Source organism: Jiangella rhizosphaerae, assembly GCF_003579925.1.
In the GTDB taxonomy this organism is placed as follows: domain Bacteria; phylum Actinomycetota; class Actinomycetes; order Jiangellales; family Jiangellaceae; genus Jiangella; species Jiangella rhizosphaerae.
This window is the reverse complement of record NZ_QUAL01000186.1, coordinates 11,125-26,575: the sequence shown is the minus strand read 5'-3', so window position 1 is coordinate 26,575 and position 15,451 is coordinate 11,125. Positions and strand designations below refer to the sequence as shown.

Genomic DNA, 15,451 nt, shown 5'->3' with positions numbered 1-15,451 from the left:
GCGGATCGCCTCCCTCCACGCAGGTCGTGGTTGTGGCCCCCGGAACCCTCCTAGGGGCTCGGTCACGGAGTCCAACTGTTGAGGTCGGTCCACCACCTGCGGCGGGCGAGGTATCCCTCGTCACCGATGAATTTCACGCCGTAACCGAGGATTCGCCCTGATCCACTGCGCCGCAGTTGATGGCGACAACGGAGGAGGTACCGTCCGCACGCAGCGTCGTCGTCGGCTCCGTCCAGAGCGCAGCGGAGAATTCCAGAATAGAGATCCGCGGCCTGGATGCCGTCGTAGCGGTCTGCGCCGAACCAGCGAGGCGGCCAGTGCAGCAAATGCCATGGCGTGACCACGGCGTGGGCTCGACTCCCCGCGCCACGCGTGACCCGGGCCGGATAGTCGGCGGTCGCGGTGTGATCCATGTGCCGAACGCTCCCGGCGCGCACGACGACGCGCCGCGGCCCACCCGGCCAGGCGGCGGCGGTGTGGACGACCCGTTCCAGTGCCAGCCGTATCGCGTAGTTGTAGAAGATGGCACCGTCGTCACTCATCTTCCAACTGCGGCCGATGTTCTCCTTGCGGACGATGACGTAGCTGAGCGTCGTCCCCGGTATGCCCGCCAGCAGTCGGGCGGCGAGTTCACGCCGCTCAGGGGTGCGGACTCGGAAATGGTCGTTCCAGTGAAGCGCCTGGCCGGGCGGAATGCCGAACTCAGCGCGCATTCCTTTGACGACCGTGCGCAAATGCAAGGCGGACTCATCCGGAATGACCACCGCAGTCACCGCAAAATACGGCGACGACTTCTTCGAGGTTCCCCGATCGCCGGTCTCGTCGATGTACGCCTCGACCGCGGGCAGATGGTGGTTTCTTGCGTTAACTATCTGCGTCGACGACCACCAAAACCCTGCCCTGCATCGGTACAGAGTGATGAACTCTTCACTCTCGCGCATGAACGTAACGGATCACCACAATGTGCCGCAACCGAAGCCCGCCGGCGACGTGGCTGCGGCTCAGGGGCGAACGGCGCGGGTGGACTCGCGGTGGACGATGCGGGTCGACATCATGACCGTGACCGGGGCGGCCTGGGGCTCGGCGATGCGTTCGAGCAGCCGCCGGACCGCCGCCGCGCCCAGTGCCGCCTCGTCCTGGGCGACGGCGGTCAGACCCGGCGTGACCAGGCTCATCCAGGGTGCGTCGTCGAAGGAGACGAGGCTGACGTCGTCGGGGATGCGCAGCCCGAGGTCGTTGGCGGCCCGCCACACGCCCTCGGCGAGGACGTTGTTGGCGGCGAACACGGCGGTCGGCCGCTCGTCGGACCGCAGCAGCGCCGTGGCCGCGGAGCGCGCGGCGTCGACGTCCCAGCCGGAGGAGACGACGAGGTCGGGGTCGAGCGGGATGCCCGCGGCGGCCAGCGCGGCCTGGTAGCCGGCGTGCCGCTCGCGGCCGGTGGTCCAGGTGGTCTCGTCGATGAACAGCGCGATGCGCCGGTGCCCGAGCCCGATGAGGTCCTCGATGACCTGCTGTGACGCGGTCTGATTGTCGACGACGACGGCGTCGCAGGCGCCGGCCGCGAACTGGCGGTCGACCTCGATGACGGGGATGCGGTGCCGTGACAGGTACGTGGTGACGTCGGCCGAGACGGGCGTGACGACGACGCCGGCGACGCGGGTGGCGACGAACGTCTCGGCGGCCTCGACCTGCGCCTCGGCCGAGCCGCCGTCCTCGGCCAGCACCAGGCTGTAGCCCTGGGTGCGCGCCGCCTGGCCGACGCCGGCGGCGAGGCGGGCGTAGAAGGAGTTGCGCAGGTCGGAGACCAGCACGCCGAGCGACAGGCTGACCTGCTGCTTGAGGTAGCGGGCGGTGGCGTCGGGGACGTAGCGCAGGTTCTCGGCGGCGGCCAGCACCCGTTCCCGCACGTCGGTGGCGACGTAGCCGCGGCCGGTGAGCGCGCGCGACGCCGTCGAGCGGGAGACCCCCGCGGCCACGGCGACGTCCTTGATGGTGGCCCGGCGCGTCAGCTCGGGTGCGGCCGTACCGTCACCGTTGGCCCCTCGCCCCACTGTGCCACCCCCTCGTCACGGATCGACGACGTCGACGAACGCCTCGACGTACTGGCCGAGCCGCAGCTCACCCGCCGTCACGTCGGCCGCGACCGGTGTGCGGCGGCGCGGCGTGCTGCCGGCCGTGACGTCGAACGTGGCGGTGGCCTCTTCGCCGGCCGCCAGCGTGAGCGCCTGCTCGGCCGGTGCCGACGCCCAGCCTATCGGGATCGCCATCCGCACGGTGACCTCGGCCTTCTCGGGCAGCGGGTTGCGGACGGTGACGTCGAGCCGCTGCGTGCCGCCCGCCGGGACCGTGCTGCGGTACGGCGTGATGGCCGCGGCGACGCCGCCGGCGCCGAAGTCGACGGTCTCGAGCGGCAGCAGGTCCTCGTGCAGCTCGACGAGCTCGTCGCCCAGCGCGGTCAGCAGGTCGAGGTACTCCTGGTCGACCCAGCGCGGCTCCCAGTGCCCGCTCACCATCAGCCCGGGCGCGACCCGGCGGTACAGCTGGGCGCTGCGCTGGTAGTCGCCGATGCGGAAGAGGTTGCGGTACTGGTAGTTGAGCACCTCGCGGCGGCCGCCCGGCACGCCGAGGTGCTCCTCCTGGTCGCCCGTGGCCAGCACGCGCACGCCGTCGACCTCGAACTCGAAGCCGGCGTGGTACAGCGTGTGACCGGGGAGGTCGTGCACGGTGATCTCGTACTCGTGCCAGCGGAACGAGTCGCCGACGGGCAGCGACCGGTCGACCGGGATCGGGTCGTACCAGAGGCACGGCAGGTCGTAGCGCTCCGGGTGCTCCAGGATCGGCGTCACCGTCGACGGCGCCCACACCTGCGTGCCCTCGACGTCGCGCAGCAGCGGCATCCCGGCCACGTGGTCGTCGTGGTAGTGCGTCGCCAGCGCCACCTCGACCCGCTCGACGCCGTACTGGCGGCGCAATGCCCGCAGCGACGCCAGCCAGGGCCGCCGCGAGGCGCGGTCGGTGCCCGACGGCAGGCCGGTCGACACGTCGTATCCGTAGTCGATGACCAGCGCGTTCCCGGTCTCCGACAGCAGTACGTACGAGCAGGAGTTGCTCGTGCGGTTGAGCAGCAGGTGCGGGGTGAGCGGCAGGAACGGGTCGTCCAGCCAGGCCCGCAGGTCCCACGGCTGCGGCCGGCGGGCGTCGACGTAGCGCTGCATCCGCTGCGCCAGCAGGCTCAGCGCGGCGTGCGGGTCGTCCATCGGCTCCCCGTGCGACGGCAGCAGCAGGTCCAGCGGCTCCTCGAGCAGCTGGTAGCAGCTCAGCACCGTCATGGCCGGGCCCTCGTTCCCGGTGTACGACCACTGGGTGGCGGCCAGCGACCACACCTTGCCCGGTGCGTAGACGAGGTCGCCGGTGAACGCGATGCCGCCGACGACGTAGGTCACCGAACCCGTCGTGTGCCCCGGCGTCGGCAGCACGCGGACGTCGATGCCGCCGTACGTGGCGGTGCGGTACTCGGGCACGACGCCGGCGATGGGCACCGGCGCGAGGATCGAGAACTTGTCCTGCCGCAGGTTGTAGTCGTTGACGATCGGACGCGCGGACCACATGTCGTCGACGTGCGCGAACAGGTCCTGCTCGACCGGCGGCACGTGGACGGCGACGCCGGCGGCGACCGCGCGCGCCAGGCCCTGGCCCTGGTCGCGGTGGTGATGCGTCATGAGGACGTCGGTGAGGCGGTCGATGCCCAGGTCGGCGAGGTGGTCGAGAACGGCGCCGGAGCCGAAGTCGATGGCGATGCCGTCGCGCCCGTTCGGGGATCGGACGACGTAGACGTTGCAGGTGTCCCGCACTCGGAACACCCCGGGCGCGATCTCGCTCCACGACATGCGCACCATGGTATCGTTCCCATAGTGGTGCTTCCTGACCTGGCCGAGCGCGTGCTCCCTCATCCCCACCGCCTCCTGAGCACCGGTGATGACGGTGTGCGCATCGGCTCCGTGGTGGTCGAGGCCGACGCTGCCTGCGAGAACGCGGCCGCCGTGCTGGCCGGTCTGCCGACGGTGGACGGCGGCGAGCCGGTCTCCGTTGTGGTGCGAGTCACGACCGGCGGCCCGGCCGAGGGCTACCGGCTGGCCGTCGACGGCGGCACCGTCACCATCGCCGGGTCCGACCCCGCCGGCGCGTTCTACGGCGCCCAGACGCTGCGCGCTCTGACGGCGGACGGCGTGCTGCCGCCGGTCGTCGTCGAGGACCGGCCGGACCTCGCGTGGCGCGGCACCATCGAGGGCTTCTACGGACCGCCGTGGTCGCACGCCGACCGGCTGGCGCACCTGGAGTTCGCCGGACGGCACAAGCTCAACACCTACGTCTACGCGCCGAAGGACGACCCGTACCACCGCAAGCAGTGGCGCGAGGCGTACCCGGCCGCCGAGCTGGACCGGATCGGCGAACTGGCCGCCGCGGCCCGGCGGTCGCACGTGCGGTTCGTCTTCTCCCTCTCGCCGGGTCTCTCCATGGTCTACAGCGACCCCGCCGAGCTGGACCTGCTGGTCGCGAAGCTGGAGCAGGTCCGGCAGGCCGGCGTCGAGGACTTCGGGCTGCTGTTCGACGACATCCCGCCGGAGCTCGAGCACGACGCCGACCGCGCCGCGTTCGGCACGGCGCCGGGGTCCTCCGCGCGGGCGCAAGCCGCGGTCTGCCGGGCGGTGATCGAGCGGCTCCGGGCGGACCGGCCGCTGATCATGGTCCCGACCGACTACGCCGGCATCGACGCGACACCGCACCGCGACCTGCTGGCCGCCGAGCTGCCATCCGAGGTGCTGGTGTGGTGGACCGGCCGCGACATCGTCGTCGGCGACATCACCCGGGCCGAGATCGACGCGGCGGCGCGGTCGTACGGGCACCGGCTGCTGCTCTGGGACAACTTCCCGGTCAACGACTTCGACTTCCCGCGGCTGTTCCTCGGCCCGCTGCTCGGACGGGCGACGGACCTCGACGGCGCGCCGCTGGCCGGGATCACCGCGAACCCGATGCCGCACGAGGCGGCGTCGCGGATCGCGCTCGCGACCGTCGCCGACTGGGCCTGGAACCTCGCCGCCTACGACCCGGCCGCCGCGCACTCGCGTGCACTGGACTCCGTCGGGGCCACCGCAGCCGTCCGGACCTTGGCCCGCGCGTGCGCGTCGTGGCCGCCGTCGGCGCCGCAGGACCCGGAGCTGTCCGCGCTGATCGAGGCGGCACTTGGCGGCTCTCCCGCGGCGGCCGAGCATCTGCGGGACCGGTTCGAGGCGATGGTGGCCGCCGCGCCCGACGGCGCCCGCGAGCCGGCCGACCGGATCGAGCGCGAGGTCATGCCGTGGCTGGTCACGCTGGCCGACACCGGCCGGGCCGGGCTCGCCGCACTGGCCCCGCTGGCGCCGTCGGCCGGCGAGGCGGAGCGGACTGCGGCGGCCGAGGCGCTGGCTGTCGCCGAGGCGCATGAACAGCAGAACGTGCTCCGGTCCGTGGTGCCGCCGTTCGTTCAGGCCGTCCTCGCCCGCTGAGCGGATCAGCTGGTCGAGATCGTGCGGTCGGTCCAACGCTCGACGATCCTGACCCGGCTGACGGCCCCGGCGACAACGTCTTTGCAGGTGTCTCGGCGTTGCGTAGACTTGTACGTGCCGAGGGCAATAGCCCGAGGAAGTGAACCCCGCGGCCAGCCGGAATGACTGGTAGGCGGGGTTTCGCGCTATCCGGCTTCGATCACCGTCGCGAGGCCGGCCACGCTCTGCCGCCAGGACCCGCCGGCGGCCCAGCACCAGGCGATCGCATCCGGCGCCCACAGCAGCGGCTCCTGGTGTGGCAGGTCGTGCTGGTACGTCATCTCGGTGCCGGCCTTGCGGGTTGCCTCGTACAGCACCCGCCGGTCCAGCTTCTCCGTCGATGTGTCCCGCTCCAGTACGAGCCTGTCGACGCCGACGTCGACGAGGTCGGGCACCATCGCACTCAGGCAGTTCTCGCGGGCGCTACGCCGCGACCGGCACACGTAGATCCGTACGTCGACGCTGACGTCGAGCGCGACCGTAACGATCTGCTGCTTCCGGTGATCCTTCTCGTCTCTGAAATGGATCCGCGGCTGCTTGGGCAGCAGGAGTGCCCGCATGGCCCGTCGGGCGGCCGAGACCTCACCGGACGTGATCACCGCGGCAGCGACGATGTAGTCACGCCTCTTGGATTCGTCGACGAACGCGTGCAACGCCACGTACTGACCTCCCTCCGGCGTTGTGGGTCAGTGCCGCGGTCAAGTGTGCCCGTCACCGCCGACAGCCCGCCTCAACGGTCGGGGCTCGTCTCCGGCAGGTGGCCGCTCGGGAGGGAGCCCGGGCGTCAGAGCGCGAGCACCTGGCCGGCGTCGCGCAGGGCGTCCTGCACCCGGGTCACGTCGATCGACTGGACCGGCCGGCCGGTGCGCGCGGCCTCCACGGCGGCGAGCCCGGCGGCATGGCCGAGCATCTGGTACTGCACCTCCATGCGCACCGACGCGAACGCGACGTGCGAGGCGGACAGGCAGACCGGGACCAGCAGGTTCGTGCAGTCGGCGTACCGCGGCACCAGCGCCCGGTAGGGGACCGCGTACGGCGGCACCGGCACGGACAGGTAGCCCTCGGTGAACACCATGCCGACGGGCTTCGGGTGCTCGGCGACCCAGCGCCACGTGCGCTGCACCTCGCGGACGTCGATGTGGTACGAGCCCATCGCGACGACGTCGTGCTGCGGCCGCGCGGCCAGCAGATCATGCTCGGTGAGCACGTACTCGCCCAGCATCCGGCGCGCCTCGCGCACGTACAGCTGGTGCGGCAGGTGGCCGGTGTCGGCGAACTCGTCGGCCGCGTAGCCCCAGCCGGCCATCTCCGAGCGCACGGACGCCGGCACGGCGGGGTCGTGCGAGAGGAAGTACAGGAAGTCCTGGGCGTGGTGCAGGTGGTGCAGCCGGATGCGCTCCCGCTCGTCCGGGCCGGCCGATGGGTACGCCCACGCCGACCCGTCCAGCACGCTGAGCGAGAACGGGCCGATGGAGTTGCCGTCGCACTTGTCGTTCGGCAGGTTCTTCTCCAGGCCGAGCAGCCGGCCGGCCCGCACCTCGACACCGTCGCGCCGCCACCGGTCGAAGATGCGCCGGCCGAGCTCCCAGTAGGCGTCGTCGTAGCCGTCGCGGCGCTCGAACGGCACCCGGTCGGCGGCCTGCGACAGGCAGACCCGGTAGCCGTAGGACATCACGCCGCCGTCGCCACTCCCGACCGGCGCCAGCGGGCGGTCGTGCAGCTGCGGCAGGACGTCACCGCCCTGCTCGCCGGAGAGGTCGCCGGCGAACGGCGAGATCCACGGCGGGACGGTGTGCCGCCCGGGCACCAGTTCCTGCCGCCCGGCGTACCGCTCGCCGTAGAGCGACCGGTCCTCGCGCCCGACGGCGTACGGCACGCCGGCGGCGGCGAGCAGGTCGCCCTCGTAGGAGGCGTCGACGAACACCGCGCCGGCGACCGTCGAGCCGTCGGCCAGCGCGACCGAGCGGATGACCCCGCCGTCGGCGTCGGCCGCCGCGAGTGCCGCGCCGAACCGGACGTCGACGCCGGCCTCCTCCAGCCAGCGCAGGTAGATCGCCTCGGCGACGTGCGGCTCGGGCCCGGCGTAGTGCCCCTCGGCGACGCCGTACCAGTCGGCGATGGCGCGGCGCAGGTCGCCGGCCATCCCGCCCACCACGCGGACGTCGCCGACGTCGGTGTAGCCGAGCCCGCCGGAGGTCATGCCGCCGACGTGCCGCCCCGGCTCGAGCAGGACGACTGACGCACCGGCCCGGGCGGCCGCGACCGCCGCGCACACGCCGCCGGACGTCGCCGCGTAGACCACGACGTCGGTCACGCCGGCCTCCGTGCCGCCCGGTACGCCGCCCACGACGAGGCGACCAGGCCGAGGTCGTCGCCGGTCAGCTCCTCGCCGGAGCCGTCGATGGACTCCAGGTAGTACAGCGCCGGGACGGCCAGCGGCCCGAGCGTGGCCTGTGCCTCGACGTAGGCACGCCAGGACGCGCGGTCCGGCATCGGCCACTGGTCGGTGTCGACGAGGTGCCCGGGCAGGCTGCTGTCGGCGACGCCGAAGCGGAACCGCAGCTGCTCGACGACGTGCACCGGGTCGCCGGCGTTGTCGCGCTCCAGCACGTCGTTGAGGCGGACCATGTCGCAGACGTCGCCGAACGACGGGTGCGGGGTATGCGTGACCATCAGCGCGTCGGGCTTGGCCGCCTTCGCCGCCTCGCTCATCGTGGCCAGCAGCGTGTGCAGGGCGGCGATGCCCCAGGGGCCCTCGGCACCGCGCAGCGACTCGCCCGACGGCGACCGCTGGGTGAAGTCGACCTTGAAGCCGTCGGCGTCCAGGCCGTCCGGGCCGAGCAGGCCGGCCACGATCCGCCGCAGCCGGTCGCGGTACGCCGGGTTCGCGACGTCGACGGCGACCGGCCGGCCGAGCGGGTCGGTGACGCACTCCTCGACCGGCAGCCCCTGGGGGTCCCAGGCCTTCCACCACAGCAGCACCTTGCGGCCCTCGGCGTGGCGCTCGGCGATCCAGCCGCGGAGGTCCGGCCAGTGGTCGAGGTCGACGTCGCCGGTGCCGTACGCGGCCTGCCAGCGGTCGTCGATCACGATCGTGCCGGGGTCGAGCCCGCCCTTGTCGAGGATGGCCAGGAACTCGTCGTACACGTCCTGCCGGGCCAGATGCGCCGCCGTGGCGGCGGTGGCCGCGCCGATCAGCCCGTCGGCGGCACCGGCCGGCTCGACGCGCAGCGCCGCGATGCGGGCGCACTGGGCGCCCCAGCCGCAGAAGATCGGCTCGCCCCACCAGTCCGGTCCCGGCGCGGGCGGCGACGGCGCCAGTCCGTGCGCGACCAGGTCGTCGCGGTAGTCGGCCAGCGCCTGCCACGGGGTGGCCGCCGGCCGCAGCACGAGCGCCGGCGTGCGGAAGCCGTCGCCGATCACCGTGTGCCCCTCGTAGTCCAGGCGCAGCAGGAAGCCGCCGTCCAGCGGCGCGTAGCGGACCGCCGTCATGGTCAGCTCGTCGACCGCCGCCCGGACCGACAGCCCCCACCAGCGGCCCGCCGGGACGTCCGTCGCGTCCTCGGCCAGCCGGTCGCCCAGCGCCCAGCACAGCGGTGGCGGGGAGAAGATGCCGTGCAGCCGGCCGGGCTCGGCGTCGCCGACGACGCCCAGCGAGGAGCCGGCGGTCGACGGGCGGACCACGTGCACGGGCTCGGTCGGCGTCGGGCTGAACAGCGAGGCGAACCGGATGGCCGAACGGAACGTCCCGCCGGCGCCGTTGGGCAGGACCGCCCGGCCGCCCAGCATCGTCACCTCGGCGAGCCGTGGCGTGGCGCCGGTGTCCGTCCGCCGTCCCGACACGGCCGCCCACACCTCGACCTCGCCCTCCGTGCAGCGCACGGACACGACCTTGCGCTCCCACAGCGAGCTCGTGGACTCCACGACCAGCTCGACCGCGCGATCGGTCCGCTCGACGACGCGGGCCGGCGCGAGGTCGTACGACTCGTCCCGGCCGCCGACGAGGTCCAGCCCGGCGAGCAGCGACAGCTCGGTCCAGACCGTCCCCTCGGCGTCGCGGAGCACCGCCCGGGGCTGCTCGCCGTGCACCTCCAGCCGGTAGCCCGTGCCTGTGACGACGATGCCGCCGTCGGTCTCGGTGACGGTCGGCGTCACGCGTCCTCACTCTCCTCGACGTCGGTCGTGCCCGCCGCGACGATGCGGGCGTAGAGGCGGCCGGAGTCCTTCACCGTCCGGCGCCCGGTCGGGTAGTCGACGTGCACCAGGCCGAACCGCGGCCGGTAGCCCAACGACCACTCGAAGTTGTCCAGCAGCGACCAGTGCAGGTAGCCGCGCACGTCGGCGCCGGCCGCCATCGCCTCGCCCATCGCGGCGACGTGCGAGTGCAGGAACGCCTGCCGGCGCACGTCGCGGACCCGGCCGTCGTGCAGCGGCGCGTCGCCGAACACGCCGCCGTTCTCCGTCACCAGCAGCGGGAAGCCGTAGTCGCGGTGCAGGCGCAGCAGCAGGTCGCGGAAGGAGCCCGGCGCGATCTCCCACCCCTCGTCGGTACGGGCGACGTCGCCGGACGGGCCGACGACCCGCCACGGGAATGGCCGCCCCTTGCCCGGCTCGGCCGCGGCCATGACCCGGCGGGTGTAGTAGTTCACGCCGAGGAAGTCGCTGCGGCCGGCGATGGCGTCCTCGTCACCGTCGCGGATCTCCGTCAGCGGCCGGCCCAGCGCGCGCTCGTAGTGCTCGCGCATGTCGGCGGGGTAGCCGCGACCGGCCAGCGGGTCGAGGTACCAGCGGTTCACGTAGCCGTCGGAGCCCCAGGCGGCCGCGGCGTCCTCCTCCGACGGCGTCGCGGGGTCGCACGGGAACAGGCTCAGGGCGACGCCGGCGCGCGTTCGCGGGTACTGCCGCAGGATGTCGGCGCCGGCACCGTGCGCGAGCAGGACGTGGTGACCGGCGGTGACCGACGCGCCGAGGTCGCGGACGCCAGGCGCGTGCAGCCCCAGCTGATAGCCGAGCAGCGCGATGATCCACGGCTCGTTCTGCGTGACCCACCACTCGACGCGGTCGGCCAGCCGGTCCGCGACGGCGGCGGTGAACTCGGCGAACGCGTCGACGGAGGACCGCGCCACCCAGCCGCCGTCGCTCATCAACGCCTGCGGCATGTCCCAGTGGTTCAGCGTCAGCACCGGCGTGACGCCGCGGTCCAGCAGCGCGTCGACGAAGCGTTCGTAGTGGTCCAGCCCGCGCTTCTCGACCCGGCCGCGGCCGTCGGGCATGACGCGCGACCAGCCGACGGAGAACCGGTAGGCGTTCAAACCCAGCGACGCGATCAGCTCGACGTCGTCGGCCCAGCGCCGGTACGAGTCGCAGGCCAGCGAGCCGTCGCCGCCGCCCTCGATCGAGCCGGGCTGCCGGGCGAAGACGTCCCAGACCGACTCGCCCCGGCCGTCCACGTCGAGGCTGCCCTCGACCTGGTAGGCCGAGGTGGCCGCGCCCCACAGGAACTCCGGCGGGAAACGGAAGGTCATGCAAGCTCCAGATCAGAAGGTTGGGTGTTCCACGACTCCAGCAACAGCCGCCGCGGCCCGGTGTCGTGCCTCCACTCGACGGCGAACCGGCGGCGCTCGCCGGGAAGCAGCGGCCGCGGATCGCCGTCGACGAGGGCCCAGCCGGTCGACTCCGGCGGCCGGTCGTCGCTGAGCCGGAGGCCGATGACGGCGGGCCCGCCGACATGCGCAACCTCCACCGATGCGCCCGAATGTTCCACGTGGAACGAGAGCTTCGCCGGCTCGAGGTCCAGCAGCGGGGTGAGGTCGGACGCGGTCGACAGCGGCAGGCACTCCCGGTCGATCAGCGTTCCGTCCGCGTCTGCCCAGGTCAGCTCGGCGAGTACCAGACCGGCCTGCGACGACGCGGTCAGCCGGCCGATCGCCCGGGGCACGTCGACTGGGTCGGCGACCGGCCACTGCTCCTCGACCAGCACCTCGCCGTACGCGGAGCGCAGCCGGGCGATCACCGTCCCGCCGGGCGCGCGACCGGGCCCGGACCAGAGCCATGCCTCCACCTCGACGGGCGCGCCGTCGAACGCCAGCCGGTCCAGCCGGGCGGTCACCCGCTCGGGTGCGAACGCCCGGGCGACCGCGTGGTACGCCGGCTTCGGTTCGCCGGCGTGGTCGACGACCGCCGTGCACCAGGCGCTCGGGTACGACTCCGCCAGCTGCCACGGCAGCACCATGCTGGCCCGCGGCCATCGGCGCCGGTCCGCCTCGACGGCGTACGCCAGGCCGGCGGCCTGCAGGAACTGGCTCGCGCGGCGAAACTCGTCGGGCGTCGTGAGCCGGCCGCCGAACGACTCCCGCACCAGCGCCGCGTTGTTCCACCAGTCGCCGAGGTGCCGGTACACGGGGTTCTCGCGGCCGACCGGCCAGCGGTCCGCCGGCGGCACCAACGCCGTCCACAGCCGCCGGTTCGCCATGCCCTCGACGCCGAACTCGGTGTGCGCCAGCGCGGTGCCACCGTTGTAGAGGGTGTAGTGGGCGGTGAGCCCCTGGTGCTCCCAGGGTCCGTGCACGTCGTGGCCGCCGTCGCGGAAGTGGAAGGACGGCCCGGTCGGCGAGGTCGGCAGCCAGGGCCGGCCCGGATCGAGCCGCTCGACCTCCTCGTGCAGCGCCGCCAGCGCGGGGGAGCGGTCGTCGGACAGCGGGCCGGCGTCGTCCTCCAGCTCGTTGCCGCCACCCCAAAGCAGCAGCGACGGGTGGTGCGTGCGGCCGGGCACGACGGCGGCCGCCTCGGCCCGCAGGTGGGCGACGAACGCCGGGTCGTGCGACGGCGCGCTCTGCATCCCGGAGCTGGACTGGGAGAACTCCTGCCAGACGAGCAGCCCGGCGCGGTCGCACGCGGCGTAGAACTCCGGCGTCTCGACCAGCCCGCCGCCCCAGACCCGGAGCAGCCGGGCGCCGGACCGCCGGGCCAGCTCGACCAGGTGCTCGACCTTCGCCACGGCGATCTCGCCGTACAGCGCGTCGGCCGGCGCCCAGTTCCAGCCGGTCAGCTCGACCCGGCGGTCGTTGACGACGGCCGTGTAGGGGAGTGCTTCGTCCGGCGCGGCCTCGTTGGCGACCATCCGGACGTGCCGGAACCCCGTGACGACGTGGCGCGACGCGGCGCCCGCGCGCACCACGACCTCGTACAGCGGCTGCTCGCCGAGGCCGTTGGGCCACCACAGCGCCGGCTGCGGCACCGCGACGGCTCCGTGGAGGGCACCGCCGGCGTCCACCTCGACCGGCCCGGCCGCCACCACGTCGCCGTCGAGCCGGACCTCGACGGCGGCTGCCGACGCCCCGGACACCCGGCCGGACACGTGCACCGTCGCCGCCGCCAGGTCCTCGGACACCACAGGCCGGACCGACAGCTCCTCGACCAGCGCCGTCCCGACCTCCAGCCGGACACCCCGCCAGATGCCCTGGTGCACCAGTCGCGGGCAGAAGTCCCAGCCGTAGCCCATCCGCGGCGCGTGCACCCGGACCAGGTCGGTGCGGCCGACCTGCGGCTGCGTCGCCGGCGCCGGATCCACGACGACGGCCAGCCGGTGCTCGCCGCCGCCGGCCACCAGCGCCGTCACGTCGAACCGCGCGGCCCGGTACAACCCGCCCACCACGCCGACCCGCACACCGTCGACGTACACCGTCCCGCCGGGGTCGACGCCGTCCAGGCACAGCGCCGCGCGTTCTCCGTCAGCCAGTGCCGGGAGCGCGAACGACCGCCGGTACACCCACGACCGCGTGCTCACCCACTCCGCGGCCCGCGAGTTGCGACCGACGTACGGGTCGGGCAGCTCGCCGGCCCGGTGCAGGTCGCCGATGACGGCGCCGGGCACCCGGGCGGGTAGCCACCCGGGTGCCGGAGCCGCCGCGGCCGCCGCGTCGCCGGCGTTGTTGCGCGCCGTGACCGGCTGGTCGACGTACCACTGCCAGGTGTCGCCGAGCGCCTCGCGAACCGACCAGGTACCACCGAGATCGACCGCGGTCACCCCTTGCTGCCGGTCGTCGCGATGCCCTGGACGAAGTGCCGCTGCCCCAGGAAGAACAGGATGATCATCGGGACCGTCGTGATGACGCTCGCGGTGACCACGATCTCCCAGTGCCACTCGCCGCCGAAGCCGTACTGGTCCAGCAGCGCCTTCAGACCACGGGGGACGGTGAAGTTGTCGCTGTCGCGCAGGTAGATCAGCGGCCGCATGAGGTCGGTCCAGATCGCCTGGAACTCGAAGAGCAGCGTGATGATCAGCGCCGGTTTGCACAGCGGCATGGCGATGCGGGTGAAGATCGTCCAGTTGTTCGCGCCGTCGATCTTCGCCGCGTCGAACAGCTCACGGGGCAGACCGAGGAAGAACTGCCTGAGCAGGAAGATGTAGAACGCGCTGCCGAACAGGTTCTGCGCCCACAGCGGTGTCAGCGTGTCGACCATGCCCAGGCTGTTCCAGATGAGGAACTGCGGGATCATCGTCACCGCGCCGGGCAGCATCATCGTCGCCAGCACCACGCCGAACAGCAAGTTGCGGCCGCGGAAGCGGAAGTACGCGAAGCCCCACGCCACCATGGCGCTGCTGACCGTCACGGTGACCGCCGCGAGCACCGTCACGAGGACGGTGTTCCACAGCCACAGCGCCATCGGCGCTTCCTGCCAGACGTTCAGGTAGTTGTCGAACGTGAACGTCTCGGGGATGATCTTGTTGTCGAAGACCTCGCCGCGAGGCTTGAACGAGGCGCTGATCAGCCAGATGAACGGGTAGATGAAGATCAGCGTCGACAGGATCAGTCCTGCCCAGATCAGCACCTTGGCCGGCGTGATCCTCCGGCGGCGCCGCGCCGGCGTCCGCGGGGCCTGCGGCTCCGGCGCCGCCGCCTCGGAGTCGAGCCGCGTCTGCGTCGTCATCGCTGCTCACCCTCGTAGTAGACGAACCGCCGGCTGACCTTGATCTGGATCGCGGTGAAGATCATGATGATCACGAACAGCAACCAGGCCATCGCCGAGGCGTAGCCCATGTTGAGGAACTCGAACGCCTGACGGAACAGGTAGATGACGTAGAACAGCGCCGCGTCGTTGCTGTACGTCGTGTTGCCCGACCCGAAGAACGCCGTGTAGGCCTCGGTGAAGGTCTGGAACCCGGCGATGGTGTTGACGATGAAGATGAAGAACAGCGCCCCGCTGATCATCGGGACGGTGATCTTCCGGGTCTGCTGCCACCAGTTCGCGCCGTCGACCCGCGCGGAGTCGTAGAGCTCCTGCGGCACGTTGCGCAGCGCGGCCAGCAGGATGATCACCGACGACCCCACGGACCACAGGCTCATGAGGATGAGGCCGGGCTTCACCCAGTCGGGGTCGGTCGTCCACGCCGGGCCGTCGATGCCGAACCAGCTCAGCGCCTCGTTGATCAGCCCGCTCTGCCCGTTGAACAGCAGCAGGAGCAGGATGCCGACGGCGACGGGCGGGGTCATCTTCGGCAGGAAGAAGGCCGTCCGGAAGAATCCGGACGCCCGCCCGGCCTTGTCGAGCAGCAGCGCCAGCGCCAGCGACACGATGACGTAGACCGGCACCTGGATGACGGTGAAGAAGAACGTGTTCCACAGCGCCAGCGCGACGTCGGGGTCGCGGAACAGCTCCTCGTAGTTCTCGAGGCCGACGTAGTTCGGGTCGTTGATCACGTCGTAGTCGGTCAGCGACAGATACGCGCTGTAGATGATCGGCCACGCCGTGAAGATCAGGAACCCGATGATCCACGGGCTGATGAACAGCAGCGCCGCCCTCGTCTCCCGCCGGCGGCCGATGCGGCGCGCCCGGGCCGCTCGGCCGTCGCCGAGCGTCCCGGGCGC

Annotated in this window: 11 protein-coding genes; 1 reads left to right on the top strand and 10 read right to left on the bottom strand. The window is 72.5% G+C overall.

What is annotated here, in order from left to right:
• Positions 1–62: 62 nt before the first annotated feature.
• From DY240_RS20585 to DY240_RS20575, 3 genes are read right to left on the bottom strand one after another with little or no spacing between them, the layout of a single operon-like run.
• Positions 63–941: a DUF3800 domain-containing protein gene (locus DY240_RS20585; RefSeq protein ID WP_119661721.1), complete on the bottom strand. Its 879-nt coding sequence runs from the start codon at positions 939–941 to the stop codon at positions 63–65.
• A gap of 60 nt (positions 942–1,001) precedes the next feature.
• Entirely contained in the window at positions 1,002–2,051 is a 1,050-nt protein-coding gene (locus DY240_RS20580) for a LacI family DNA-binding transcriptional regulator (protein ID WP_199701879.1), read from the bottom strand.
• A gap of 15 nt (positions 2,052–2,066) precedes the next feature.
• Complete coding sequence (locus tag DY240_RS20575) at positions 2,067–3,887, bottom strand: MBL fold metallo-hydrolase (protein ID WP_119661751.1); 1,821 nt, start codon at positions 3,885–3,887, stop codon at positions 2,067–2,069.
• Positions 3,888–3,911: 24 nt separating this feature from the next.
• Here DY240_RS20575 and DY240_RS20570 point away from each other — a divergent pair, with 24 nt between their 5' ends.
• Positions 3,912–5,543 carry a protein O-GlcNAcase gene (locus DY240_RS20570; RefSeq protein WP_158602920.1) on the top strand — a complete coding sequence of 544 codons (1,632 nt, stop codon included), beginning with the start codon at positions 3,912–3,914 and terminating at the stop codon, positions 5,541–5,543.
• Positions 5,544–5,728: 185 nt separating this feature from the next.
• Here DY240_RS20570 and DY240_RS20565 read toward each other — a convergent pair whose 3' ends face one another.
• The 7 genes from DY240_RS20565 to DY240_RS20535 all read right to left on the bottom strand — a co-directional run bounded on the left by DY240_RS20565 (position 5,729) and on the right by DY240_RS20535 (position 15,406).
• Positions 5,729–6,241 (bottom strand): hypothetical protein, encoded by a 513-nt coding sequence (locus DY240_RS20565; RefSeq protein ID WP_119661719.1) that lies wholly within the window; start codon positions 6,239–6,241, stop codon positions 5,729–5,731.
• A 125-nt stretch (positions 6,242–6,366) separates the two neighbouring features.
• Positions 6,367–7,896, bottom strand: a complete 1,530-nt coding sequence (locus DY240_RS20560) for an FAD-dependent oxidoreductase (protein ID WP_119661750.1) — start codon at positions 7,894–7,896, stop codon at positions 6,367–6,369.
• Positions 7,893–9,737 (bottom strand): alpha-amylase family protein, encoded by a 1,845-nt coding sequence (locus DY240_RS20555; protein ID WP_119661718.1) that lies wholly within the window; start codon positions 9,735–9,737, stop codon positions 7,893–7,895. Before DY240_RS20555 ends, DY240_RS20560 begins: the two co-directional genes overlap by 4 nt.
• Positions 9,734–11,107, bottom strand: a complete 1,374-nt coding sequence (locus tag DY240_RS20550; RefSeq protein WP_119661717.1) for a GH1 family beta-glucosidase — start codon at positions 11,105–11,107, stop codon at positions 9,734–9,736. Before DY240_RS20550 ends, DY240_RS20555 begins: the two co-directional genes overlap by 4 nt.
• On the bottom strand, positions 11,104–13,608 hold the full coding sequence (locus DY240_RS20545; protein WP_119661716.1) for a glycoside hydrolase family 2 protein: 2,505 nt from the start codon (positions 13,606–13,608) through the stop codon (positions 11,104–11,106). The genes DY240_RS20550 and DY240_RS20545 overlap by 4 nt, the downstream gene beginning before the upstream one ends.
• Positions 13,605–14,513, bottom strand: coding sequence for a carbohydrate ABC transporter permease (locus tag DY240_RS20540; RefSeq protein WP_119661715.1), 909 nt, complete (start codon positions 14,511–14,513; stop codon positions 13,605–13,607). Before DY240_RS20540 ends, DY240_RS20545 begins: the two co-directional genes overlap by 4 nt.
• Positions 14,510–15,406 carry a carbohydrate ABC transporter permease gene (locus tag DY240_RS20535; RefSeq protein WP_407659356.1) on the bottom strand — a complete coding sequence of 299 codons (897 nt, stop codon included), beginning with the start codon at positions 15,404–15,406 and terminating at the stop codon, positions 14,510–14,512. The genes DY240_RS20540 and DY240_RS20535 overlap by 4 nt, the downstream gene beginning before the upstream one ends.
• Between the last annotated feature and the right edge of the window lie 45 nt (positions 15,407–15,451).

What these genes read in the sequence shown, in the direction of transcription:
- DY240_RS20550 (WP_119661717.1), bottom strand. Translation starts at nt 11,107, where the DNA reads ATGACCTTCCGTTTCCCGCCGGAGTTCCTGTGGGGCGCGGCCACCTCG.
- DY240_RS20585 (WP_119661721.1), bottom strand. Translation starts at nt 941, where the DNA reads ATGCGCGAGAGTGAAGAGTTCATCACTCTGTACCGATGCAGGGCAGGG.
- DY240_RS20540 (WP_119661715.1), bottom strand. Translation starts at nt 14,513, where the DNA reads ATGACGACGCAGACGCGGCTCGACTCCGAGGCGGCGGCGCCGGAGCCG.
- DY240_RS20575 (WP_119661751.1), bottom strand. Translation starts at nt 3,887, where the DNA reads ATGTCGTGGAGCGAGATCGCGCCCGGGGTGTTCCGAGTGCGGGACACC.